Origin of the sequence: Haliea sp. E17, from assembly GCF_048323675.1 — a bacterium.
Lineage (GTDB): Bacteria > Pseudomonadota > Gammaproteobacteria > Pseudomonadales > Halieaceae > Mangrovimicrobium.
Map to the genome: position 1 here is coordinate 117,047 of NZ_JBLWFK010000007.1, position 22,195 is coordinate 139,241.

Consider the following 22,195-nt stretch of genomic DNA (forward strand, 5'->3'; position numbering starts at 1 on the left):
GGTAATTTAAAATCCCGCCTGTTTAATCCAAGTTTCTTCGGTGATTATTGCAATTGGCAGTCCTGATTCACGGTAGCTCATCGCCTTTTCGATTTTGCGACCGTAGGTTTCATGCGCCCAGCTATCCGTGACGTAAGTTCCGATCACTAAGTAATTTAGAGACTTTGTTACATTGCTTGCGTTTAATCCTCCTAACTGCATTACAGCGGCCTGACACTCTTTTCGTGTTCCGAACACACAGGTTCCAGTAAAAAGAAATATTTTGTCGGAAAAGACAATTTCAGGTGCCGGGTTATCTACCGGAAGCGTGGTAGGTTTTGCTAGCTCTCCGATTTCGGATTTTTCTCCCGAAATTGACTGCAAAACTCCAAGCAGCTCGGTGGACTCATCTTCATCGAGGAAGTCGTCTTGCAGCATTTGGGAAACTTTTTGCAAGAGATTTTCTATAATTGGATGCTCTCCGTACTGCTGGTTTTGAATAAGCCAAGTAAGTAAAAACTCCGCCTCACCTTGGTCAATTTTCCCATCCGAAACCAATCCCTTGCTAATTCCTATGAGGGTATCTATCTGACGATCGAGTATGTTCCGTTTGTTGAATTTAGTGTAAAGATCCATTTTTCCCCCTTCGGTTGCCAGCTCATTCCATTCGGCGTATAGCGATAAAATTATTAGCCTAGCTATCTGCCCTGAATTTTCCAGTAATTACGTTACTAGAGTTGGCTAGCAGTTTGAGATTGTCTAAGTAATCCGCCCAGCCCTGCATCATTTTCGCCCTGTCAGCCAAGTGGCTAGTGCGGTTATATGCCCTGCCGTTGGTGTCCCTCACAGCGTGGGCTAACTGGTGCTCTATCCAGTCTGGCCGATAGCCCAGCACCTCATCCAGCAGAGTGCGGGCTGTGGCGCGAAAACCGTGCGGGGTCATGGTGTCGTTATCAAATCCCATTGTCCTCAATGCCACCCGTACAGCATTTTCAGACAGGCAGCGGCTTGCACCCCGTTGGCCGGGGAATACGTATTTCCCACGGTGCCCGGTCATGGGTTGAAGCTCCCGCAGCAGAGCAAGTGCCTGTTTGCTCAACGGGACAATGTGCGGCTGACGCATTTTCATTTTCTCGGCAGGAATCTCCCAGCGGCTTTCCTCCCAGTTGATTTCCGCCCACTCCATAGCCCGGATTTCGCCAGGGCGCTGAAACAGCAAAGGGGACAAAAGCAGGGCCGTTTTAGTAACGGGTCCGCCTTGAAAACCATCCATCGCCACCAGTAAATGGCCCAGTTCAGAGGGATCGGTAATGGCCGCGTGGTGTTTGGTTTGGTGTGTCCCTAGTGCACCTTTCAGGCTAACGGATGGGTCGCTATATCCCCTGCCGGTGGCTACAGCAAAGCGAAATACCTGCCCGGCTGTCTGCTTGCCCCTGTGAGCCGATTCTATCGCGCCCCTTGCTTCTACCCGCCTCAAAGCGGCTAACAGTTCGGGAGCGGTTATGGCCGCTATGGGGCGGCCTCCCAGTACGGGGAAAAGGTCTTTCTCCAGCGTTCGCAATGTGCGGTCCTGGTGGCCCTGTGACTTGTCTTTCATCTTTGTGGCGAACCATTCGCGGGCTATGGCCTCGAAACTTTCGGCGCTGGCAATGTGCCGGGTAAGTTTCTCGACCTTCCGCACCTCACCTGGGTCGGAACCATCGGCCAGCCGGTCGCGGGCCTTCTGGTGGGCCTGCCGGGCGGCCTTTAGCGATACCTCGGGGTATACCCCCAGCGCCAATACTTTCTCTTTCCCGGCGTAGCGGTATTTGTAGCGCCAGTACTTCGCGCCATTGGGCTGAATGAGCAAATACAGCCCCCGCCCGTCCGCCAATTTGCGCGATTTGGACTCTGCTTTTGCTTCTTTCACCTGAGTCGCAGTCAGTGGCATGGCCCGCCTCCCGTGCAATGCTGGGGGTATCTGGTTTTCCGCGCCCTGAGATACCCCCAAAATAACCCCCCGTTTTGGGGGTATCTAGGTAAACGCAAAATGATTGCGTGTTAGGGATTATTACAAGTGAGCCGGTTCAAAGCCAGTGTTTTAGCGGTTCTAAAGGGTGTTTAGAGTATCTGAGATGATTCCAGATTATGCGGAATTAGGGGGGTATGGTGGGCCCAGAAGGACTTGAACCTTCGACCTGCCGATTATGAGTCGGATGCTCTAACCAACTGAGCTATAGGCCCCGGGATGTGGCGAACGCGATGAAGCGCGGATTATATCGGACTCGGCAGGGCTTGGCACAGGTTCAGGGCTGAATCTTTTGGTTTCGGCGCACTGGTCGGAAATCGCCGATTCAGGGTCAGTCCGGGCTGATACGGACCCCGCCCGGGTTCTTCCCCTCCGCATCTGGCCTGCACCCAGACTGAACCATCCTGCCGTCTCCCGCGTACCAAGGCTCGTCTTTCACATGGAGTGCTCCAGGCAGCCAAATGTACTTTCGCCAGTTTCTCGCAACCCTCGCGACGTGCTCCGCGGTCGCATTTATTGCCCAGCACTGCAATGCCGCGGAACCTGGTATCGATGCGCGCCTGGAAGTCGGGGCGGCGTTTCAGGAGCGCAACAAGGTACAGGTCCCGAACGACCGCGAGGGTACGCGCTTTTCCCTGAACGACATCGCGGGCAGTGGCCCCTGGCCGGCTGTCCGCGCTGAACTGGAGTGGAATGTCGACGAAAGGCACGGTTTGCGCATGGTGCTCGCCCCCTTTGCTTACAGCGAGCGGGGCCGGCTGGGCAAGACTGTGCAATTCGAGGGGGAGTCCTTCAGTCCCGATGCGCCAGTGCGCGCGAGCTACAAGTTCAATTCCTGGCGCCTTGGCTACCGTTACAACTTCTACGACCACCGCGACTGGCTGCTCTGGGCCGGCGCTACCCTGAAGGTGCGCGATGCCCAGATCGAGTTGCAGCAGGCGGGGGTGCGCAGCGAGAAAGACGACATCGGGCTGGTCCCGCTGTTGTATCTTGCGGCGCGCTACCGGATTGCGCCTGACTGGTATTTTGCCGCCGACTTTGACGGGCTCGCCGGCGGGCCGGGGCGCGCCATTGATTTCAGCGCACGGGTGGTGCGCCACGCGGGGGATCACTGGCGTTTTGGTGTGGGCTACCGCACGCTCGAGGGCGGTGCCGACACGGACGACGTCTACAACTTCGCCTGGTTTAACACCGCCTTCACATCCCTCGAATATCGTTTCTGAACCCCCGGGAGTGAAGGAATTCCCGCCTTGTCTATACTGTAGCGGGGCCGCGCATCTTCCGGGGGGCGCAGCCCGTTACATTACAAACTTGCCCGCGAGGAATAGCCATGACTCATTCACGTTGCGAAGCGCTGTTCAAAACCCTGATTGCCTTTGTCTTTGTCACCTTTGGTTCCCTGTCCATGGCGGAAACCGTGGAGCAGAAGGTGTGGATCAAGCCGGTGGTGGACGCCAACGGGCAGTGCACCACGACGGCCTATTTCAAGGGAGAGCAGGACAACTGCAGTAACCACGACGCGCATGGGCGCGCGGATTGCCCCAAGGACACCGGCTGCGTGTGCACCCGGCAGGAAAAGCACATTACCTGGGAGATGGATGGCGATAAGCCCTTCACTGTGGCCTTCGACCGGGGTGACGACAACCCCTTCGTGACCAATGGCAGCAATGAGTGCGATTTCAAGGGCAACAAGAAGGGCAAGCTGCGTTGCCGGGTCAAGGAAAAGGATACCCCGAAGGGACTTTACCGCTATACGGTGGGCGTGCCTGACTGTAAATCGGCGCAGGTACAGCTCAAGCTCTACTGAGATCCACCGGACCTGATCCATCGAGGATTCAACCCATGAAGACCCCACTTTGGATGAGCGTCGGTCTCGCACTGGTATTGGCAGGGATGGCCACTGCCCGTGCGGATACCACTGAAGCGCGCTGTGACATCTATCCCGCGGGCGAGGACAAGGCCAGCGCGATGCTGGCCTGCACCTTCAGCCAGCGCCAGGGGGCGGTGACGATCCGCCGTGACGACGGCGTAGATCACGAATTGTCACCGGTGGGCGATACCCCCGGTAATTATGTGGACGCCGCGGGGCGGGCGGTGTACCGCGAGAGCGGGCTCGGCGACCAGGGCCTGATCTTCCGCTTCCCGGATGAGAGCGTGTATGTTTACTGGAGCACCGCTGCCCTGGAGCCGGCCGACGCCGACAACCCCACCGCTCCCTTCAGTACCGCGGATTACGACGCCACCACGCTGCTGCGCTGCCGCCCGGTGACCGATACTGAATTTGGCACCTGCCCCGCCGGTATCCTGCGCATGGAGGGTGGCCAGGCTTCCATCGTGGTGCAAAGCCCGGCGGGAGAACAATTCACGATCAATTTTATGGCCGATTATGTGAACGCTACCAACCGGGAGGTCCAGGCTGAACTGAATGGCGATACCTGGACTGTGACAATCAACGGGAGCGAGGTCTACGAGGTGCCGCTGGCAGCCATAGAGGGCGGTTGAAGTGCGGCGTTCGGGGTGCAACCCATCCCGGTTTGCCAGGTCGGCGTAATGGTTTAACCGCCGGGTCCTGCAGGCACCAGTGGCGGCAACTCCGCGGTGGCCAGGATGCCGGGTTTGGCCGCACACACGAAGGGGATGGCATTCACCGGCGGATTGGCAGTGAGTGCGGGCGTATAGTCGCCCAGCTCTTCCAGCGCCACCGGGAACTTCAGGTCAATTTCCAGAGAAGCGTCGCCTTTGATCGACACCCGCCAGCCGGTGTCGCCGACATTCCAGTCGGGGTCGAGGTCGGTGGTGATGTACATCACCTGGGCAAAACGCATCCGCGCGACGCCCTTCTCATAGCCGGTCCTGACCAGCCGTCGCGCCCCCACGGTGCCCGCCTTGACCGTGCCGCACACGGTTTCCGCATCGGAGCGCGCCGCGGCGAACTCGGTCACGGTCTTCCACTCATCGATAGTCCAGCCGGCGGCGCGGGCGATCGGGGCGAAGGCGGTCGGGGCGCTGGTCAGGCGCGGGGTGGGGTAGGCATCCGGATCCATTGGCTTGCCGAAGCCGATCTGGTCGAACAACATCAGTGGAGAGTTGCGCCGGCTCATGTTGCCGAACTCCTCGATCTGGTAGAAGTCGACCCGTCGCTGCAGTGAGAGTACCGAGTAGGGAAACAGGTCGGTGATAAAGCCCGGGCTGCTGCCGGTGCCGTAGACCGAGGTGCCACCCTTTGCGCAGGCTGCCGCGAGCCGCTCCCGGTCATCCGGGGCCATGCCGCTACCGCCATCGTAGAGCTCCATGCAGATCGACACGATATTGGTGCCGGCCTCGGCGAAGGCAACCAGGTCTTCGATGTCGATCACCTGCGGCATGTACAGCACACAGTCCGCCTTGAGGGCGTGGATGGCACTACGGTCATTGGTTACCCGTATGCCGCAGGCGGCTTCGCCGCACAGTTCACCTGCGTCCATGCCGGCCTTGTCCGGGTTGTAGGCCAGCACGCCCACCAGCTCCATGTCCGGGTGGCTCAGGACTTCGCGCATGGCGCGCTTGCCGATATCCCCGGTGGCCCACTGGACTACACGCAGGGGTGCTGCTGCGTTGCTCATGGTCGTTCCTTATTTGAATGAACTCAGGAATGTACCTGACGCGGCAGGTTCAGGCTACTTACCGTAATGTCACGAAGAAGCCGGTATTACACAGGGTGGTACGCGATTACCGCTGCTTGTTTAGTGGTGCAGGCGATTTCCCGGACGCGGCCGCTTTCAGCCAGAGTTTCAGCCTGAGTCGCAGCTGCCACAGGTGGAACCAGAGGATGCGTTGCAGTTGGCGGGCTTGCGGCAGAGAGTCTTGCCGGCGAATCTCGGCAATCGCCGCCATGACCCGGGCGCAGTCGATCGCGCTGTGGCTGCTCTGCTGGAGTACGCGGCGAAATGGCAGGCCCAGCAGTTGCGCCAGTCGCAGGAAATGATTCTTGTAGCCACCGCCGGGGTTCAGGAGGTCGCGCGGGTAAATTTCAACCAGCGCGGCGTGGCTGTTACAGAAAACGGCGTTAACCAGGGCAGCGCCGTGTTGGCCTACGATGATATCGGCGCGCTGGAACAGGACAATTTGCTCCGCCAATGTATGGTCTTCCAGGTAGCAAACCCGTGTATTCGGGCAGGCGCCCTGGAGCGCATTTGCCAGCTCGGTGAAGTTGCCGATAGAGCGCCGTTGACTGCCCGAACTGGAGATCTCCGCATTGCCGGAAGTGTAGAAATCGTCTGGCGGTTTGCGGTCGATCAACAGTATTGCGGGCCCCGGTTGGTCTGGGCGCGGCAGGCGCGCAGCGGCCTCGTCGATACTGGGCGCCAGTCGCCGCAACAGCACTCTGGTCGCTCGCACCATCGGCCGGTAGTGGTAGTCAACCGGCCGGTCATAGCCAGGTTCCGTCATGCTTTTCACGGTGACGGAGCTCGCGAGCTGCGCGTGCTCGTCGCGTGGCAGGATACGCAGTTTATCGAGCCCCAGCGGCTCAAGGAGGGAATCCATTACCGCGCAACTGCGCACCAGGACCTGGGAAACTGCCGGCTCCTGTTCAAGCTTTTCGTAGGCCAGCAGGAGTGGATAGAGGTGGCCGAGAAAGAAATGGTAGTAGTGCTCTACCGACCCGGATTTGTTGGCGCAGGTGAGGTGTACATCGATGCCGGAGGAAGGGGTGGCCCCTTCCTCCGGTGATTGCACTGCAAATTGCTCCATCTACCGCGGGTTTGTGCTGCAGTGTCGGCCCGCCGGTTACTCGTCGAGGAAGCTGCGCAGGTAGTCGGAGCGGCTCGGGTGGCGCAGCTTGCGCAGTGCCTTGGCTTCGATCTGGCGGATACGCTCGCGGGTGACGTCGAACTGCTTGCCCACTTCTTCCAGGGTGTGGTCAGTGTTCATGTCGATACCGAAGCGCATGCGCAGCACCTTGGCCTCGCGGGCGGTGAGGCCGGCGAGCACTTCCTTGGTGGCTTCCTGCAGGCCCTGGCCGGTAGCGGCGTCGACCGGTGAGGAAATGGTGTTGTCCTCGATGAAGTCGCCCAGGTGGGAGTCTTCGTCGTCGCCGATGGGCGTCTCCATGGAGATCGGTTCCTTGGCGATTTTCAGCACCTTGCGTACCTTGTCTTCCGACATGTCCATGCGCTCGCCGAGCTCTTCCGGGGTGGGCTCGCGGCCCATCTCCTGCAGCATCTGGCGGGAGATGCGGTTGAGCTTGTTGATGGTCTCGATCATGTGCACCGGGATGCGGATGGTGCGTGCCTGGTCCGCGATGGAGCGGGTGATCGCCTGGCGAATCCACCAGGTGGCGTAGGTCGAGAACTTGTAGCCGCGACGGTACTCGAACTTGTCTACTGCCTTCATCAGGCCGATGTTGCCCTCCTGGATCAGGTCCAGGAACTGCAGGCCGCGGTTGGTGTACTTCTTGGCGATGGAAATCACCAGGCGCAGGTTGGCCTCGACCATTTCCTTTTTGGCGCGGCGGGCACGGGCTTCGCCCATGCTCATGCGGCGGTTGATCTCCTTGATCTCCGCGACGGTGAGGCCGGAATTCTCTTCAACCTGCAGGATACGGCGCTGCAGGCGCTGGATGTTGTCCTTCTCCGCGGCCAGCTTGGTGCCGCAATCCTTCTTGCGCAGCTGCCGGGAAACCCATTTCAGGTCGGATTCCGCGCCCTGGAAGGTGGTGATGAATTCCTTGCGTGGCATGCCGCACTGCTGCACGGCGATGCGCATGATCTCGCGTTCCTGGGTGCGCACGGCGGCCAGCAGGACTCGCGGCTCTTCGCAGATCGGGTCGAATACCCGAGGCGTGAGTTTGAGGAACTTGAACAGTTCGCCCAGCTTGTCCATTTCCTTGACCGACTCGGCGTCGTTACGGCCCTTGGCGGCAATGGCCTTGTCGGCCTTGTTGAGCTGGCGCTTGAGGGCGGTGAAGCGCTTTTTCGCCTCGACCGGGTCGGGACCGGATTCGTTCTCCTCGTCGTCTTCACCGCTGTCATTATTGGCCTGTTGCGCCATGTCGGCAGCGGAGGGGACGTCGTCGGTGGGGTCGAGATAACCGACGATGATATCGCCGAGGCGGCGCTCTTCCTTGGCGACGAGGTCGTACTCGTCAACGATCTGCTTGACCGCACCGGGGAACAGGGCCAGTGCGGCCATCAGTTCGCGAATACCTTCCTCGATGCGTTTGGCGATGACGATTTCGCCTTCGCGGGTCAGCAGTTCGACCGTGCCCATTTCGCGCATGTACATGCGCACCGGGTCGGTGGTGCGACCGGCTTCGGTTTCAACTGCGGCAAGAGCGGCTGCGGCTTCGGCGGCGGCGATGTCGTCGGCGGAGGAATCGCCTTCGGTCATCAGGAGCTCATCGGCATCCGGAGCACTTTCAAATACCTGAATGCCCATGTCGTTGATCATCTGGATGATGTCTTCGACCTGGTCCGGATCAGAGATATCTTCCGGGAGGTGGTCGTTCACCTCGGCGTAGGTCAGGTAGCTCTGTTCCTTGCCTTTGGCAATCAGGGCCTTGAGGCGGGACTGCTGCTGTACAACGTCGGACATTAAGCTGGTACCTTCGAAAAATGCAAAAAAAAATCAGCCGGCAATTGTACTCGCAATTCAAGGGTCTAACTAGGAAAAAGCCCTCAAATCTGATGAAAAATTGCGCAGAAACGGTGCCTGGGCTGCCGATATGGGGGCGCACAGGGCCGATTGCAAGCACTGGGGCGAAGCTTCCCTCGCCACTCCCCTGGCTACGACCTCTTATGACAGCGAAATGCAGCGTTCAGTTCATGTTTCACGCCGATTGCGCTGGGCGTCGCGCTGGCGTTTTTCCTGCAATAACTCACGCAGTCTCTGTTTCTCGATCTCGCTCACATCAGCGTAGTTGGTGCCCTTGAGTTTGTCGACTTGCCGGGCCAGCTGTGACTGGTGGGGGATGCGCCGCAACAGCACGTCGAGAATGTCGTGGAACTGGCTGTCGATACCCTCGGTGGGGATCAGTCGTTCCTGGCCGGCGAGGCGGTTGAGCAACTCTCCCTCGCCGGTTCCATACCAGTGCCCGAGCAGCATGCCGGTATTGGATTCCGGGCGGCGCTGGACCAGTTCGATCAACTCCCGCAGCAACTGGCTATCCTCGCCGTCCAGCACGCTCAGCATGTCCGGATCGACGCCGGCGGCGATGGCCGGTTTGTGCAGGATGAGCGCGATGGCGCCCTGGGCGAGACCGTCACCGCCAACGCGGTATTGCTGGCCGGCTGTGCGCTGGCGGGGGCGGGGAGGTATCTCCGCCGGACTCTGCTGTGCTGGGGGGGCGGGGTGGTCCTCCGTCAGCGGCGCCGGGGCAGCTTTTTCCGCGGGTTTCGGGGCCGCGGATTCCAGGCGCATGAGGCTCGCCAGTTCCAGCCCGGTGCGCCGCGCCAGTTCCTGCATCATCAATTCCCGCAGCACGCCCTCGGGGAGCTGGCGGACGTAGGGCAGCGCCTGCCGCGCCAGTCGCGCACGGCCGTCGAGGCTGTGGGTGTCGATACCCTCGCCGACGGCGTCAAACAGGAAGTCCTCCAGGGGCCGCGCGGTGCCGAGCAGTTCCTCGAAGGACTCCCGGCCGAGTGAGCGCACCAGGCTGTCGGGATCCTCGCCCTCGGGCAGGAACAGGAAGCGCGCCTGGCGCCCGTCCTCCAGCGCCGGCAGGGCGGATTCGAGGGCGCGGAACGCGGCCTTGCGGCCGGCTTCGTCGCCATCGAAACAGAAGATCACTTCCGGGCAGCGCCGGTAGATGCGCTGCAGGTGGTCGCTGCTGGTGGCGGTGCCGAGGGTGGCGACGGCGTAGCTGATGCCGTGCTGGGCGAGGGCGATGACGTCCATGTAGCCTTCGACCACCAGGATGCGCTCCAGCTTGCGGTTGGCCTGCAGCGCCTGGTAGAAACCGTAGAGCTCGCGGCCCTTGTGGAAAATCGGCGTTTCCGGTGAATTCAGGTACTTGGGCTTGTCGTCGCCCAGCACGCGGCCGCCAAATGCGATCACCCGGCCGCGCTGGTCGCGGATCGGGAAAATGATGCGGTCGCGGAAGCGGTCGTAGACCCGGCCCTGCTCGTTTTCCACCAGCATGCCGCCCTGCAGCAGGCGGGCGCTGGTTTCCTCGTCCTGGCCGAGGGCTTTGAGCAGGTTGTCCCAGCCCGGCGGAGCGAAGCCGAGGTCGAAGGCCCGGGCGATTTCCCCGGTGAGGCCGCGGCCCTTGAGGTAGTCCACCGCCCGCTGTTTCTGCGGATGCTGGCGCAGCTGCTGGCGGTAGTAGTCCGCGGCCTGCTCCAGCAGGCCGTAGAGGCTTTTTTGCTGTTGCTCGCGTCGGGCTGCTTCCGGGGTCTGGCTGCCCTGTTCCCGCGGCACCTGCAGGCCGAGACTGGCGGCGAGGGATTCGACCGCCTCCGGAAAGCCCAGGTTCTCGTAGTCCATGACGAAGCCGAGGGCGTTGCCGCCGGCGCCGCAGCCGAAGCAGTAGTAGAACTGCTTGTCCGGGCTCACCGAGAAAGAGGGGGTTTTTTCCTCGTGGAAGGGGCAGCGGGCGCTGTAATTCTTGCCGGTCTTCTTCAGCTTGACGCGGCGGTCGACCACCTCGACGATGTCGAGGCGTTCCAGCAGGTCGTCGATGAAGGATTGCGGGATGCGTCCGGCCATGCGCTATTGAACCACCGGTATGGTGTTTTGGGTAGGAGCGCTATGCGTGCCCCGGTGGAACAGCAACGGACTTGCGCTTGTACCGTTCAGCCTGCCAGCCGGGCCTTGACCAGGGCGCTGACGGCGCCCATGTCGGCGCGGCCCTGGACCTTGGGCTTGATCAGCCCCATGACGGCGCCCATGGCCTGCATGCCCTCGGCGCCCGAGGTGGCGATGGCCTCGTCGATCAGTGCGTTGATTTCGTCTTCGCTGAGCTGGCTGGGAAGGAATTCCTGCAGCACGGCGATCTCGGCGTTTTCGATATCGGCGAGTTCGGTGCGGCCGGCGTCGAGGTATTGCTGCGCCGAATCCCGGCGCTGCTTGACCATTTTATCGAGCACGGCGAGGGCACGGGCGTCTTCGATCTCGATGCGCTCGTCCACTTCGATGCGTTTGAACTCGGCCTGGATCAGCCGGAGTGCCGCCAGTCGCTCCTTGTCCCGCGACTTCATGGCCGATTTCACATCGGCCTTGATACGATCGGGCAGGGACAGGTCTGACATAAGCGGAGGGAACTGCTTCTATTACTTAATAGAGGCGTACGCGCTTGCGGTTTTCCCGGGCCAGCTTCTTGGCGTGGCGCTTGACGGCAGCGGCAGCAGCGCGCTTGCGCACTGTGGTGGGCTTCTCGTAGTGCTCACGCTTGCGCACTTCGGCCAGTACGCCAGCTTTTTCGCAGGAGCGCTTGAAACGGCGCAGGGCGACGTCGAAAGGCTCGTTTTCCTTGACCTTGATGTGTGGCATTCGGTTGTTACCTTACCTGTCTCGTTAATTCCACGGGATCACGGCCAGCGGGGCCGACAATCGCCAGAAAGGGCGCGCATTCTATACTCAAGCGGGTCGCTTTGCAAAGGGGGGAAAGGGCCGGATTGAGTGAAAAATGGCCGCTGCAACTGGCCTGCCCGGGGGGCAGACAGTATGATGCGCGGAAATTGCCTTCCGGAACCCGAAAATGCTCGTACTGGGCCTTGAAACCTCCTGTGATGAAACCGGCGTGGCGCTGTTCGATACCGAACGCGGCCTGCTGGCCGACGCGCTGTTCAGCCAGGTGGATATTCACGTCGAATACGGCGGGGTGGTGCCGGAACTCGCCTCCCGCGACCACGTGCGCAAGACCCTGCCCATGGTGCAGGAGGTGCTGGCCCGTGCCGGGGTATCCGCGGGCGACCTCGACGGGGTCGCCTACACCGCGGGGCCCGGCCTGGTGGGTGCCCTGATGGTGGGCGCGACCCTGGCCCGCGCCCTGGCCTGGGGCTGGGGTGTACCCGCGCTGGGGGTGCACCACATGGAGGGCCACCTGCTGGCGCCCATGCTGGAGGACGAGCGCCCCGAATTTCCCTTCGTGGCCCTGCTGGTATCCGGCGGCCACACCCAACTGGTCCGGGTCGACGGCATCGGCCGCTACCGCCTGCTGGGGGAGTCGCTCGACGACGCCGCCGGCGAGGCCTTCGACAAGACCGCCAAGCTGCTCGGCCTGCCCTATCCCGGTGGCCCGCATGTGGCCAGGCTGGCGCTCGAGGGCGACCCCGGGCGCTTCGATTTCCCGCGCCCGATGGTCAACCGCCCCGGGCTGGATTTCAGCTTCAGCGGCCTCAAGACCTACGCCCTCAACACGGTGGAGAAGTGCCGCGGCGATGGTGACCTGAGTGAGCAGGACCGCCGCGACATCGCCCGCGCCTTCGAGGACGCGGTGGTCGACACCCTGGTGATCAAGTGCCGCCGCGCGCTGCGCCAGGAGGGCCTGAAAACCCTGGTGATCGCAGGCGGAGTAAGTGCTAACTCAAACCTCAGGGCTTCCCTGACAAGGGCTCTGGCCAAAGAGCAGGCCAGGGTGTTCTACCCGGCGCCGCGCTTCTGCACCGACAACGGGGCGATGATCGCCTTCGCCGGCGCCCAGCGCCTGCTGGCGGGACAGCGCGATGACGACGCCAGCCAGGTGCGCCCGCGCTGGCCGATGGAGGAGCTCAAGCCACTGGAGGGGGCGGCCTGATGGACATGGTCTATATCCGCGGCCTGCGCGCCGATGCAGTGATCGGCGTCTATGACTGGGAGCGCAATATCCGCCAGCCGCTGGTACTGCACCTCGACCTCGCCAGTGACAACCGCGCCGCCGCGGCTACCGACGGCATCGCCGAGGCAGTGGATTACGACGCCATCTCGAAACGCATCCTGGCCTATGTTCGCGACAGCCGCTTCCAGCTGATCGAGACCCTGGCCGAGCGGGTGGCGGGGCTGGTGCTGGAAGAGTTCGGCATCCCCTGGCTGCGGCTCACCGTCAGCAAGCCCGGCGCGGTCGCCGAGGCCGAGGACGTGGGGGTGATCATCGAGCGGGGGCAGCGTCCCTGATGGCCCGCGTCTACCTGGGACTCGGCAGCAATATCGAGCGCGAGCGCTATATTACCGCCGGCCTCGACGCCCTGGCAGACCGCTTCGGGGAGCTGGCCCTGTCACCGGTCTACGACTGCCCGGCGGTCGGCTTTGCCGGCCAGCCCTTCCTCAATCTGGTGGTGGGCATCGACACCGATCTGGGGGTCGGCGCCCTGGCCCGGGAGCTGCGCCATGTCGAGATCGAGCACGGGCGCGCCGCGCAGGCGCCGCGCTACAGCCCCCGGCAGCTGGATATCGATATCCTGACTTACGACGACCTCAGCGGCCTGGTGGAGGGGGTGACCCTGCCCCGCGGTGAGCTGGTGGAAAACGCCTTTGTCCTGCGGCCGATGGCGGACCTGGCCCCGGAAGCGCTGCACCCGCTGCTCGGGCAGTCCTACCGGCAATTGTGGTCGGAGTTCGACGGCCCCCGCGAGGTGCGCCGGGTGGATTTCTACTGGCGGGGCCGCCCGGTGTCCGCCGCCGAGTAATCCGCCCGGTACTGTTCCAGTACCCGGATGCGCTCCTTTTCCATGGCCTGGCCGATGGCCTTGCCCTGCAAGCCCTGTGCGGTGAACGGTGCGGCGGTCACCTGTGTGGCTGCCGCCAGGGCGCCGCGCAGGTAATCCGCCTGGGGATAGGTTCGCTGCTCCAACCCGCTGCGGCCGCGGGCGTCCGCTTCACAGGCCAGCAGGAAGTCCTCGAAATTCTCCGCCTGGCGCAGCGCGCCGGTGCCGGAGAACAGCTTGAGCAAGGTAGTACCGCGCAGCTCCAGGGCGCGGTGGCAGTGCAGGTGGTACTCGCAGACCGCCAGCGCGAGGCTGCGGAACTGGTTGGGTGCCTTCAGTCGTTCACAGACCCGTTTCACCGGCTTGATACCACGCTGCTCATGGGCGATATGCCGCGGCAGTTCGTCCGCCGGGGTGAGGGCCTTGCCCAGGTCGTGGAGCAGGACCGCGAAGCGAACCGCCGTCGGCGCCTCCAGCAGCACTGCCTGCTGCAGGCACATCAGGGTGTGCAGGCCGGTATCGATCTCCGGGTGGTAGGCCGGGGTCTGGGGCACCCCGAACAGGGCGTCGACCTCGGGCAGCAGGGCTGCCAGCGCGCCGCACTCCTTCAGTACGCTGATGAACACGTCGGGATTCTGCTCGCCCAGCGCCCGTTCCAGTTCCCGCCATACCCGTTCGCTGCTTAAGTGGGCCAGTTCGCCCTGGGCGGTCAGCTCGCTCATCAGGGCCAGGGTTTCGCCGGCCACGGCAAAGCCCAGGTGGGCGTAGCGGGCGGCGAAGCGGGCGGTGCGCAGCACCCGCAGGGGATCTTCCACGAAGGCGTCCGAGACGTGGCGCAGGCGTTTTTCCGCGAGATCGCGCTGGCCGCCATAGGGATCGATGATAGTGCCGTCGGCGGCTTGCGCCAGGGCGTTGACGGTAAGGTCGCGGCGCAGCAGGTCCTGTTCAAGGGTGACATGGGGGGCGCAGTGTACGGTGAAGCCCTGGTGGCCGTGCCCCTGCTTGCGCTCGGTGCGGGCCAGGGCGTATTCCTCCCCGGTATCCGGGTGCAGGAACACCGGGAAGTCCCGGCCCACCTGGCGAAAGCCCGCGTCGAGCATCTCCTGTGGTGTCGAGCCTACGACCACCCAGTCCCGCTCGTAAACCGGGTAGCCGAGCAGGGCGTCGCGGACCGCGCCGCCAACCAGATAGGTTTCCATGGGGCCAGTTTAGCCGCTTGCGGGGGTCGGCAGGAAACGCCTGACCGCATCGGCCTCGTCGCGGGCGCGCCCGTCGCGGCAGCGGCAGCGGAGCATTTCGCCGGTGTCGAGGCAGTAGAGCGACAGCGCGCCGCCCCAGACGCAGCCGGAGTCGAGGCCGATGATGTTCGGGGTGTCGGTGCAGCCCTCCAGCGAGGCCCAGTGCCCGAAGAGGATTTTCTCCTCCGCCGCGGCGCGGTTGGGGTGGCTGAACCAGGGCGCGACATCGCCGGAACCCGGGTCCGGTATGGGGCCCTTGCTCTTCAGGTCCAGGTGGCCGTCGGCCGTGCAGTAGCGCATCCGCGTGAGGTAGTTGGTGATCACCCGCAAGCGGGTCATCCCGGCCAGCTCCTCAAACCAGATGTTGGGCTCGTTGCCATACATGGTGCGGAGAAACTCGGTGCAGTCCGGGCTCTGCAGCACGGTTTCCACTTCCCGCGCGCGGCCGATGGCGTAGGGGATGCTCCACTGGGGAGGGATGCCCGCGTGCACCAGGGTGTGGCCGTGCTCGCGGTGGATCAGCGGGCGCTGGACCAGCCAGCCGAGCAACTGATCGCGATCTGGCGCGCTGAGGATTTTTTCCAGGGTGTCGCTGCGCGAGGGTTTCCGGACACCCGCTGCCACCGCCAGCAGGTGCAGGTCGTGGTTGCCCAGGGTGAGGACCAGGCTGTCCTTCATTTCGAACAGGAAGCGCAGGGTCTTCAGGCAGCGCGGGCCCCGGTTGACGATATCCCCCACCGACCACAGCACATCCCGCGAAGGGTTGAAGTCCACCGCCCGCAAAAGGGTCTTGAGGGGCTGCAGGCAGCCCTGGATGTCGCCAACGGCGTAGGTTGCCATGGGTTAATCTCAGTTCAGCGCCGTGGGGGTGTGCAGGGTAAATGCGGGAATGGGTACCTGGAAGCGGTTCAGGCTTTCCGCGGGGGCCTCGCTATCGTGAACGACCATGTAATAGCTCCCTTCCATAAATCCCACGGGTGTATTCAGGGTGGCGCCGCTGGTGTAGCGATAGGACTCCCCGGGGGGGATGACCGGCTGTTCGCCCACCACGCCGTCGCCGCGCACTTCCTGCACGCTGCTGTCGGCATCGGTTATAACCCAGTGGCGTGACAGTAACTGCACGGGTTTGTTGCCGGCGTTATTGATGGTGATGGTATAGGCGAAGGTGTACTGGTTTTCATCCGGGGCGGAATGCCCCGGCAGGTAGGCCGTCGTAACGTTAACCTGGACTTTGGACGGATTGAATTCGGTATTAGCCATGGATTGCTTTGGTAATGTCGATAAATTGTGGCAATTCCAGCGTTTCCGCCCGCGCCGCGGGGTCAATGCCCATCGCCTCCAGGGTGGCCATATCTATAAGCCCTTTGAGGTTGTTGCGCAAGGTTTTACGACGCTGGGCAAAGGCGGACTGCACCACTTTGCGCAACCGGGCCGGGTCACAGGGCGGCCAGGGTGACTCCTGCCACGGGGTCAGGCGCACCACGGCGGACTGGACCTTGGGCGGCGGGAAGAAGGCTTCCGGGGGAACATCCAGCAGGTGCTCCACCCGGCAATAATACTGGGCCATGATGCCGAGGCGCCCCCAGTGCTTGCTGCCCGGTGTGGCGGCCAGGCGCTCCACCACCTCCAGTTGCAGCATGAAGTGCATGTCGCGGATGGCCGGCGCAAATTCCAGCAGGCGAAAAATCAGCGGCGTGGAAATGTTGTAGGGAAGATTACCGACCACCCGCAGTTGCTCGCCCCCGGTCGCCAGTGCCGCGTAGTCCACGTCCAGGGCGTCAGCGCTGTGCAGCTTGAAGCCGGGGTAGATACTGAAGGCGGCGAGCAGGCCGGCATGCAGGTCGCGATCCAGCTCGATGACGTCCAGCCGGCAGCCGGAGGGCGCCAGCGCCTCGGTGAGGGCGCCGCGGCCGGGGCCGATTTCCACCAGGTGTTCGTCGGGCTGGGGGTGGATTGCCCCGGCGATGGCGTCGATCACCCCGTGATCGGTGAGGAAGTTCTGGCCGAAGCGTTTGCGCGGGGCGATTTGGCGTGGTGTGTTTTTCATGATCGCATTGTACCCGTGAGAGCGGCGGGTTGCTTCCTTCGAATGACATTATCGGGGGTCGACTGGCGGTCAGGGCATCGCGGGTATTACGGTTATTGCCGGTACTTCTGGTACACTTGCGACCGCCCCGGGGGGGCGGAATGCAAAACAAAGCGGAACCCAGTTAACTCAATGACTCTCTCACAGTACTTCGGCCTGGTGGATGTGCAGGCCCGCATGTTGCTCAAGGCGGATGCAGCAAAGTTCAAACTGGGGTTTCTCTGGTGGTTCCTGGAACCGCTGATGTGGGTGTGCGTGTTCTATATCGTGTTTAACCTGATCCTGGATTCCGGGCGGCGCTCCGGGGATTTCATCCTCTTCCTGGCGACCGGCAAATTCGCCTTTATCTGGTTTTCCAAGACCGTAATCCAGGCCTCTGGCAGCATCGTGGCCAGCCAGGGACTGGTGGGTAAGATCGACATCCCGAAGTCCCTGTTCCCCATGGCAGCGATCCAGGAAAGCCTGTACCGGCAGTCAACCATTTACCTGTTGTTGCTGGTATTCCTGCTGGCGGGTGGTGTCACACCCGGTATGGCCTGGTTTTGGATGCTACCGCTGTTGCTGGTTTTCTACCTGCTGATCATCGCCTGTGGATTTATCGGCGCCTGCCTGGTTTGTATCATGCGGGACTTTATGAAATTTATCCCCCTGGGCATGACCTTCCTGCTGTTCACTTCGGGGATATTCTGGGACATACGCGAGATTGACGATCCGCAAAAAATCGATCTTTTGCTGACGGTCAACCCGCTGGCCTTCATCATTGACGCTCACCGCCAGATTCTCATGCATAACACCGCGCCAGACCTGTTCCACCTTGCATCAGCGGGCATTGGCGCAATGGTACTGATCTGGCTTGCACTGCTCTATATGCGGCGCTACAGCCAGTACCTGGCCCTGCAGGTGCTGACCTGATGATAAAAGACAAGCGCAACGTGATGCTGGAGCTTGAAGATGTGTCTATCAGCTTCCAGACCAGCAAAGGCACCTTCGACCACGGGGTACATCACGTCCTGAAATCGGTGTCCTTTTCGCTTTACGAAAACGAGACCCTCGGTATCATCGGTCGCAATGGTGTAGGCAAGACCACCATGCTGCGTATCATGGCCGGTATTCTGGCACCCACCAGCGGCAGGGTCAAAAAGTACCCCGGGAAGTCCGCCTCTTTGCTGACTATTGGCCTGGGGCACAAGCCGGACCTGAGTGGACGCGACAACGCCATGTTGTCTGCCATGCTGCAGGGCGCCAGTAAACGCAAGGCGCTAGCCTACCTTGAAGAGATCAAGGCCTTTTCCGAGCTGGGAGATTCATTCGAGGAGCCAGTGAAAACCTACTCTGCAGGGATGAAATCCCGACTCGGGTTTACTACGGCGCTGCTTACCCATGTCGACATCCTGCTGGTGGACGAGATCCTCAGTGTAGGGGACGCAGAGTTCAAGGTGAAAGCCGAGCAGGCCATGAAAGAGCGTATCTGTGGCGACCAGACGGTTGTGTTTGTCTCGCACTCTGACAAACAGGTCAGCGAGTTGTGTGACCGGGTGCTGTGGGTGGAAGAGGGCTACATTGCCGCAGAAGGTGACCCGGAAGAAGTTTTGGAACGCTACCGCGAGAGCATCAAGAACAAAGCCAGAGTTGCGCTTAAGTAGGTTCCTGGAGCGCGCTTAATGCCTGCACCTCTGAATGACTCTTCCGGTAATTCCTGCGTAAACCATCCCACACAGCTCTCGCAGTGACTTTTAAGAAGGTGCTGCGCTCATATTTTTCGTAAAAGCGGAATGTCAGGAAGAAACTGGGAATCTTGATCAACAGGATCAGGGGATAGAACCAGCCGGAAGCAATCCGGTAAACCTCCAGGCGATTGCGAAAGGTGTAATAGACCTTCCACATCGGCCGGTAGACATCCTGCTGGTCGACCAGGGTCTGGCAGTCGTGGGCAAAGTGCAGGCCGGGAACAAACCAGTGCCGCAATCCCGCCCGGCGTAACTCCAACAGGTAGATGATGTCGTCCGCGTAGATAAAAAGTTCCGTGCGCGGAAGGCCAATTTTCCCGTTCCTGATCGACGCTACCCGTATGAAACAGCCGACAAATGATGAGGCATCGGCCTCGACGGGTGTTGACGATAGGTAGTCGGCGTCACTGACATGGAAACCGTGACGCCCCTTGCTCGCCGCACCGACAAACGCCTTCAGATGCCAGAAAGGGTTACGGCTGGGTCGGTTCATTTCGCTGATACCTCCCGCGGGCAGGTATACGGCCGCGGCTAGGCTTCCCACATCCCCGGGTATTTCAAGCCTGGAAAAAATGGCCGGAACGTCATTTGCTGGCCAGGCGTCATCGTCGTAACAGACCAGCCAGTCGGCCTCGGGCAATTCATTGGCCACATAGTCGAAGCCACGGTGGAACCCACCTGCGCCGCCTAGGTTCGCGGCATTGCGAAGCACCGACAGTTTTGGATCGTCGATGCCGTTGAGCCACTTTGCCGTGCCGTCGGTTGAGCAGTTGTCCACCACCACCACCCGGTAAAAATCCTTGTCCAGGCTGTGGGCAACCGTGACTTTCAGCTTGTCGAGGCGATTGAAGGTGACAATGACGGCGACGAGGTTCTGTTGCATCGGAATCAGACAGGTGAAACAAAGAAAGCGGGAATTTGCCGGTTTGCCGCCCGGAGGTCAATAAAGGCTTCCGCCGCGGCGAGGGCCTCTGCAATGGTGACATCCATGTCGAGATAGCGGTAAGTGCCCAGGCGCCCAACAAAGGAAACGCCATCTTCCTTTTCTGCCAGCGCAATATAGTCCCGCAGCATGGCCTGTTCGTTGGCCAGTCGGATGGGGTAGTAGGGAATGTCATCCTCCCCACAGGCACGGCTGTACTCCTCGAAGCACACAGTTTTGGCGTGCTCTTCCCAGGGAGAGAAATGCTTGTGTTCGGCGATGCGGGTATAGGGCACGGATTCGTCGCCGTAGTTCATCACGGCGCAGCCCTGGTAATCTCCCTCGGCGCGAATCTCCTTGAAATCCAGTGTGCGGTAACCCAGCCGGCCCAGTTCGTAGTCGAAAAAGCCGTCGAGCGGGCCGCTGTAGAACACATGCTCGTAATCACTGGTCTGTTGCCGGCTGAAGCGCGTGTTTAGTGCAAGGGTAATGTTCGGGTGATCAAGGATCTGATCTACGATCGCAGTATAGCCTTCTCTCGGCATACCCTGGTACTTGTGAAAGAAGTAATTATCGTCGTAGTTGAAGCGCACCGGCAGCCGCTTGAGGATGCTCGCCGGTAATTCGGTCGGTGAGCAGCCCCACTGCTTTTGCGTGTAACCCTTGAAAAACGCCTCGTACAGGTCGCGACCGACAAAGCGCAGGGCCTGGTCCTCGAAGGTTATCGGGTCCTCAATACTCAAGTCAGCCTGTGACTCGATAAATTCACGCGCCTCTGATGGGGAAAAGGTCTTGCCGAAAAACTGGTTGATCGTGAGCAGGTTCACGGGAAGGGAGAATACCCGGCCTCCACTGGTGGTCTTGACCCGGTTGGTGTAGGGCATGAATTCGGTGTGGCGCTTGAGGTAACTCCAGACCCGTTCACTGTCCGTGTGGAAGATATGTGGGCCGTAGCGGTGAATCATCACGCCGGAATCGACGTCCCGCTCCGTATGGCAATTCCCTGCCGTGTGCGACCGGTCGTCAAAGACGTCCACGGTGTGCCCGGCATCGGCCAGCTCGCGTGCAATCACTGCGCCCGAAAACCCGGCGCCCACTGTACAAAAATCAGCCATTTGCCAGCCTTTGGATTGGTTCAGTATGCGTTCTTGTGGATGAAACCCTTGAACAGGGTCATGACAATGATCTTGAGGTCCAGCCACAGGGACCAATTCTCAATGTAATAGAGGTCGTGCTCAATACGCTGGTGCAGATCCGTGTCGCCCCGCCAGCCGTTGATTTGCGCCCAGCCGGTAATGCCTGCCTTCACCAGGTGCTTCTGCATATAGCTGGGAATCTCGTCCTTGAATTGCTCGACGAACACGGGGCGCTCGGGCCGCGGGCCGACGATTGACATGTCGCCCTGCAAGACATTCAAGAACTGGGGTAGTTCGTCCAGGGAGGTTCGGCGCAGGAAGGCACCGACCCTGGTCGCCCTGCTCTCATTGGGGGTAGCCCATTTGGGGCCGGAGTTGGCCTCGGAGTCTACCGGCATGCTGCGGAACTTGAGCATTTGGAATTTGCGCCCATTCCAGCTAAGCCGCTCCTGGCGGTAGAACACCGGACCCGGGCTGCTCAGTTTTACCGCGATGGCGATGGCGGCAAACAGGGGGCTGATCAGCAGGAGAATCAGTGCGGCGAAGATCTTGTCCTCGAATGCCTTGACCCAGCGGTTGACGCCGTCCATGGGAGTGATAGATAGGTTGATCACTGACATGTTGGCAATGTTGCTGATGGAATGGTTGATCAAGCGATAGCCGAACAGGTCCGGGACCAGGCGAATATCCGCCGTGGTATCACGCAGTTGCCTGACGATGTGCTCGATCTCAGCTTCATCTTTGAGAGACATCGCGATCCAGATCTGGTCGGCGTTGGAGGTCCGGGTGTAATCGATTCCCTCCTCGATACTTCCGCGATGCACCACATCAGGAAGCCCGGAGGGGAGGGAGGATGAAAAGTAGGCGCGGATATTCAGGCCGGTTTCCGGTGCATGGCACAGGGTTTCGTAAACCCGCCAGCCGGTGTCTCCCTCGGCGAACAGGATGATGTGCCTGAGGTTATATCCCCTGGCGCGTAAGCGTTTCAGCAGGTTGCGAAGCAGGAAACGCGTGGTGAGGATACCCATGCCGCCGCCGAGGAACCAGGTCACCAGCCACGCCCGGGAAAAATTCTCGGAGGTCTTGGTGATGACCGTAAGGAAGGCCAGTATTGCGAAGATAACGGTCCATGCCATAAGCACCGCCACGAACTCCTGCAGGTAGTCTTCGCCGCGCCAGGGTTGATAGACGCTGAACGACTGGAACAGGAGAATCTGCAGCGGGACAGAAAACAGCACCGCAATCTGGTACAGGAGAACACTTGGCGGAGAATGCGGGCCGGCGAATACGATGGCGTAACCAAGACCGCAGAACAGCAGTGAGACTGCCACGTCGGTCAGGCGCATAATCCACAGCAGCAAGCTGGAGTGTTCGCGGAGGTGGCCTTTGGGGCTCAATTAATTTCCCGATGAAAAACAGTTATTTAGGTGGTTTTTGCGCAGAAATTCTATCATCTCGTGAGTCCCAGCACTAGTTTTCCCGGCAGCCGGAGCCTACCC

Annotated in this window: 23 protein-coding genes and 1 tRNA gene; 8 read left to right on the top strand and 16 right to left on the bottom strand. The window is 61.2% G+C overall.

The features are described 5' to 3' along the window. Positions 1–6 precede the first annotated feature (6 nt). The 3 genes from ACNKU3_RS18235 to ACNKU3_RS18245 all read right to left on the bottom strand — a co-directional run bounded on the left by ACNKU3_RS18235 (position 7) and on the right by ACNKU3_RS18245 (position 2,202). Positions 7–615, bottom strand: coding sequence for a BRCT domain-containing protein (locus ACNKU3_RS18235; protein WP_418260991.1), 609 nt, complete (start codon positions 613–615; stop codon positions 7–9). Between the two features lie 58 nt (positions 616–673). After that, the gene (locus tag ACNKU3_RS18240) at positions 674–1,909 is read right to left on the bottom strand and encodes a tyrosine-type recombinase/integrase (protein WP_418260992.1); all 1,236 of its coding nucleotides are present in this window, start codon (positions 1,907–1,909) and stop codon (positions 674–676) included. Between the two features lie 216 nt (positions 1,910–2,125). Further along, a tRNA-Ile gene (locus ACNKU3_RS18245) sits at positions 2,126–2,202 on the bottom strand. 246 nt (positions 2,203–2,448) lie between these two features. On the opposite strand from ACNKU3_RS18245, the gene ACNKU3_RS18250 reads away from it, so the two are divergent. The 3 genes from ACNKU3_RS18250 (at position 2,449) to ACNKU3_RS18260 (ending at position 4,489) form a co-directional block, all read left to right on the top strand. Beyond that, entirely contained in the window at positions 2,449–3,210 is a 762-nt protein-coding gene (locus ACNKU3_RS18250; protein WP_418260993.1) for a hypothetical protein, read from the top strand. 107 nt (positions 3,211–3,317) lie between these two features. Then, on the top strand, positions 3,318–3,794 hold the full coding sequence (locus ACNKU3_RS18255; protein ID WP_418260994.1) for a hypothetical protein: 477 nt from the start codon (positions 3,318–3,320) through the stop codon (positions 3,792–3,794). A 35-nt stretch (positions 3,795–3,829) separates the two neighbouring features. Continuing rightward, the gene (locus ACNKU3_RS18260; RefSeq protein WP_418260995.1) at positions 3,830–4,489 is read left to right on the top strand and encodes a hypothetical protein; all 660 of its coding nucleotides are present in this window, start codon (positions 3,830–3,832) and stop codon (positions 4,487–4,489) included. Positions 4,490–4,542: 53 nt separating this feature from the next. Here ACNKU3_RS18260 and ACNKU3_RS18265 read toward each other — a convergent pair whose 3' ends face one another. The 6 genes from ACNKU3_RS18265 to rpsU all read right to left on the bottom strand — a co-directional run bounded on the left by ACNKU3_RS18265 (position 4,543) and on the right by rpsU (position 11,455). Next, a complete protein-coding gene (locus ACNKU3_RS18265) occupies positions 4,543–5,589 on the bottom strand; it encodes a hypothetical protein (RefSeq protein ID WP_418260996.1) in 1,047 nt (348 codons plus the stop codon). A 106-nt stretch (positions 5,590–5,695) separates the two neighbouring features. Beyond that, on the bottom strand, positions 5,696–6,703 hold the full coding sequence (locus ACNKU3_RS18270; protein ID WP_418260997.1) for a glycosyltransferase family 61 protein: 1,008 nt from the start codon (positions 6,701–6,703) through the stop codon (positions 5,696–5,698). A gap of 51 nt (positions 6,704–6,754) precedes the next feature. Beyond that, complete coding sequence (rpoD, locus tag ACNKU3_RS18275) at positions 6,755–8,560, bottom strand: RNA polymerase sigma factor RpoD (protein WP_418260998.1); 1,806 nt, start codon at positions 8,558–8,560, stop codon at positions 6,755–6,757. Positions 8,561–8,788: 228 nt separating this feature from the next. After that, a complete protein-coding gene (gene dnaG / locus ACNKU3_RS18280) occupies positions 8,789–10,672 on the bottom strand; it encodes a DNA primase (RefSeq protein ID WP_418260999.1) in 1,884 nt (627 codons plus the stop codon). 86 nt (positions 10,673–10,758) lie between these two features. Then, on the bottom strand, positions 10,759–11,214 hold the full coding sequence (locus tag ACNKU3_RS18285) for a GatB/YqeY domain-containing protein (RefSeq protein ID WP_418261000.1): 456 nt from the start codon (positions 11,212–11,214) through the stop codon (positions 10,759–10,761). Between the two features lie 25 nt (positions 11,215–11,239). Next, complete coding sequence (rpsU, locus tag ACNKU3_RS18290; protein ID WP_418261001.1) at positions 11,240–11,455, bottom strand: 30S ribosomal protein S21; 216 nt, start codon at positions 11,453–11,455, stop codon at positions 11,240–11,242. A 208-nt stretch (positions 11,456–11,663) separates the two neighbouring features. Here rpsU and tsaD point away from each other — a divergent pair, with 208 nt between their 5' ends. Genes tsaD through folK form a run of 3 tightly spaced genes read left to right on the top strand, consistent with a single transcriptional unit; the run spans position 11,664 to position 13,569 of the window. Continuing rightward, positions 11,664–12,701, top strand: coding sequence for a tRNA (adenosine(37)-N6)-threonylcarbamoyltransferase complex transferase subunit TsaD (gene tsaD, locus ACNKU3_RS18295; RefSeq protein ID WP_418261002.1), 1,038 nt, complete (start codon positions 11,664–11,666; stop codon positions 12,699–12,701). Then, positions 12,701–13,057 (top strand): dihydroneopterin aldolase, encoded by a 357-nt coding sequence (gene folB / locus ACNKU3_RS18300; protein ID WP_418261003.1) that lies wholly within the window; start codon positions 12,701–12,703, stop codon positions 13,055–13,057. Before tsaD ends, folB begins: the two co-directional genes overlap by 1 nt. Further along, positions 13,057–13,569 carry a 2-amino-4-hydroxy-6-hydroxymethyldihydropteridine diphosphokinase gene (folK, locus tag ACNKU3_RS18305; RefSeq protein WP_418261004.1) on the top strand — a complete coding sequence of 171 codons (513 nt, stop codon included), beginning with the start codon at positions 13,057–13,059 and terminating at the stop codon, positions 13,567–13,569. The genes folB and folK overlap by 1 nt, the downstream gene beginning before the upstream one ends. On the opposite strand, the gene ACNKU3_RS18310 is transcribed toward folK, so the two are convergent. From ACNKU3_RS18310 to rsmA, 4 genes are read right to left on the bottom strand one after another with little or no spacing between them, the layout of a single operon-like run. Beyond that, entirely contained in the window at positions 13,533–14,786 is a 1,254-nt protein-coding gene (locus ACNKU3_RS18310) for a multifunctional CCA addition/repair protein (RefSeq protein WP_418261005.1), read from the bottom strand. The two genes, folK and ACNKU3_RS18310, sit on opposite strands and share 37 nt — an antisense overlap. Before the next feature lie 9 nt (positions 14,787–14,795). Further along, positions 14,796–15,665: a symmetrical bis(5'-nucleosyl)-tetraphosphatase gene (locus ACNKU3_RS18315; RefSeq protein WP_418261006.1), complete on the bottom strand. Its 870-nt coding sequence runs from the start codon at positions 15,663–15,665 to the stop codon at positions 14,796–14,798. A gap of 9 nt (positions 15,666–15,674) precedes the next feature. Next, complete coding sequence (gene apaG, locus ACNKU3_RS18320) at positions 15,675–16,085, bottom strand: Co2+/Mg2+ efflux protein ApaG (protein ID WP_418261007.1); 411 nt, start codon at positions 16,083–16,085, stop codon at positions 15,675–15,677. After that, the gene (gene rsmA / locus ACNKU3_RS18325) at positions 16,078–16,872 is read right to left on the bottom strand and encodes a 16S rRNA (adenine(1518)-N(6)/adenine(1519)-N(6))-dimethyltransferase RsmA (protein ID WP_418261008.1); all 795 of its coding nucleotides are present in this window, start codon (positions 16,870–16,872) and stop codon (positions 16,078–16,080) included. Before rsmA ends, apaG begins: the two co-directional genes overlap by 8 nt. Before the next feature lie 171 nt (positions 16,873–17,043). Here rsmA and ACNKU3_RS18330 point away from each other — a divergent pair, with 171 nt between their 5' ends. Continuing rightward, entirely contained in the window at positions 17,044–17,823 is a 780-nt protein-coding gene (locus tag ACNKU3_RS18330; protein WP_418261009.1) for an ABC transporter permease, read from the top strand. Further along, on the top strand, positions 17,823–18,554 hold the full coding sequence (locus ACNKU3_RS18335; RefSeq protein WP_418261010.1) for an ABC transporter ATP-binding protein: 732 nt from the start codon (positions 17,823–17,825) through the stop codon (positions 18,552–18,554). The genes ACNKU3_RS18330 and ACNKU3_RS18335 overlap by 1 nt, the downstream gene beginning before the upstream one ends. Here the strand turns inward: ACNKU3_RS18335 and ACNKU3_RS18340 are convergent. The 3 genes from ACNKU3_RS18340 to ACNKU3_RS18350 are packed head-to-tail and all read right to left on the bottom strand — an operon-like array spanning position 18,547 to position 22,093. Next, positions 18,547–19,521, bottom strand: a complete 975-nt coding sequence (locus ACNKU3_RS18340) for a glycosyltransferase (RefSeq protein ID WP_418261011.1) — start codon at positions 19,519–19,521, stop codon at positions 18,547–18,549. The genes ACNKU3_RS18335 and ACNKU3_RS18340 overlap by 8 nt on opposite strands. 5 nt (positions 19,522–19,526) lie before the next feature. Next, a complete protein-coding gene (gene glf, locus ACNKU3_RS18345; RefSeq protein ID WP_418261012.1) occupies positions 19,527–20,675 on the bottom strand; it encodes a UDP-galactopyranose mutase in 1,149 nt (382 codons plus the stop codon). A gap of 20 nt (positions 20,676–20,695) precedes the next feature. Then, positions 20,696–22,093, bottom strand: coding sequence for an undecaprenyl-phosphate glucose phosphotransferase (locus ACNKU3_RS18350; RefSeq protein ID WP_418261013.1), 1,398 nt, complete (start codon positions 22,091–22,093; stop codon positions 20,696–20,698). Positions 22,094–22,195 lie beyond the last annotated feature (102 nt).

Excerpts from the sequence above, each read along its gene's own strand:
- dnaG (WP_418260999.1), bottom strand. The coding sequence starts at position 10,672 with ATGGCCGGACGCATCCCGCAATCCTTCATCGACGACCTGCTGGAACGC.
- ACNKU3_RS18265 (WP_418260996.1), bottom strand. The coding sequence starts at position 5,589 with ATGAGCAACGCAGCAGCACCCCTGCGTGTAGTCCAGTGGGCCACCGGG.
- ACNKU3_RS18310 (WP_418261005.1), bottom strand. The coding sequence starts at position 14,786 with ATGGAAACCTATCTGGTTGGCGGCGCGGTCCGCGACGCCCTGCTCGGC.
- ACNKU3_RS18260 (WP_418260995.1), top strand. The coding sequence starts at position 3,830 with ATGAAGACCCCACTTTGGATGAGCGTCGGTCTCGCACTGGTATTGGCA.
- rsmA (WP_418261008.1), bottom strand. The coding sequence starts at position 16,872 with ATGAAAAACACACCACGCCAAATCGCCCCGCGCAAACGCTTCGGCCAG.
- ACNKU3_RS18240 (WP_418260992.1), bottom strand. The coding sequence starts at position 1,909 with ATGCCACTGACTGCGACTCAGGTGAAAGAAGCAAAAGCAGAGTCCAAA.
- ACNKU3_RS18250 (WP_418260993.1), top strand. The coding sequence starts at position 2,449 with ATGTACTTTCGCCAGTTTCTCGCAACCCTCGCGACGTGCTCCGCGGTC.
- apaG (WP_418261007.1), bottom strand. The coding sequence starts at position 16,085 with ATGGCTAATACCGAATTCAATCCGTCCAAAGTCCAGGTTAACGTTACG.
- tsaD (WP_418261002.1), top strand. The coding sequence starts at position 11,664 with ATGCTCGTACTGGGCCTTGAAACCTCCTGTGATGAAACCGGCGTGGCG.
- glf (WP_418261012.1), bottom strand. The coding sequence starts at position 20,675 with ATGGCTGATTTTTGTACAGTGGGCGCCGGGTTTTCGGGCGCAGTGATT.
- rpsU (WP_418261001.1), bottom strand. The coding sequence starts at position 11,455 with ATGCCACACATCAAGGTCAAGGAAAACGAGCCTTTCGACGTCGCCCTG.
- ACNKU3_RS18315 (WP_418261006.1), bottom strand. The coding sequence starts at position 15,665 with ATGGCAACCTACGCCGTTGGCGACATCCAGGGCTGCCTGCAGCCCCTC.
- folB (WP_418261003.1), top strand. The coding sequence starts at position 12,701 with ATGGACATGGTCTATATCCGCGGCCTGCGCGCCGATGCAGTGATCGGC.
- folK (WP_418261004.1), top strand. The coding sequence starts at position 13,057 with ATGGCCCGCGTCTACCTGGGACTCGGCAGCAATATCGAGCGCGAGCGC.
- ACNKU3_RS18285 (WP_418261000.1), bottom strand. The coding sequence starts at position 11,214 with ATGTCAGACCTGTCCCTGCCCGATCGTATCAAGGCCGATGTGAAATCG.
- rpoD (WP_418260998.1), bottom strand. The coding sequence starts at position 8,560 with ATGTCCGACGTTGTACAGCAGCAGTCCCGCCTCAAGGCCCTGATTGCC.
- ACNKU3_RS18235 (WP_418260991.1), bottom strand. The coding sequence starts at position 615 with ATGGATCTTTACACTAAATTCAACAAACGGAACATACTCGATCGTCAG.
- ACNKU3_RS18340 (WP_418261011.1), bottom strand. The coding sequence starts at position 19,521 with ATGCAACAGAACCTCGTCGCCGTCATTGTCACCTTCAATCGCCTCGAC.
- ACNKU3_RS18330 (WP_418261009.1), top strand. The coding sequence starts at position 17,044 with ATGACTCTCTCACAGTACTTCGGCCTGGTGGATGTGCAGGCCCGCATG.
- ACNKU3_RS18335 (WP_418261010.1), top strand. The coding sequence starts at position 17,823 with ATGATAAAAGACAAGCGCAACGTGATGCTGGAGCTTGAAGATGTGTCT.
- ACNKU3_RS18255 (WP_418260994.1), top strand. The coding sequence starts at position 3,318 with ATGACTCATTCACGTTGCGAAGCGCTGTTCAAAACCCTGATTGCCTTT.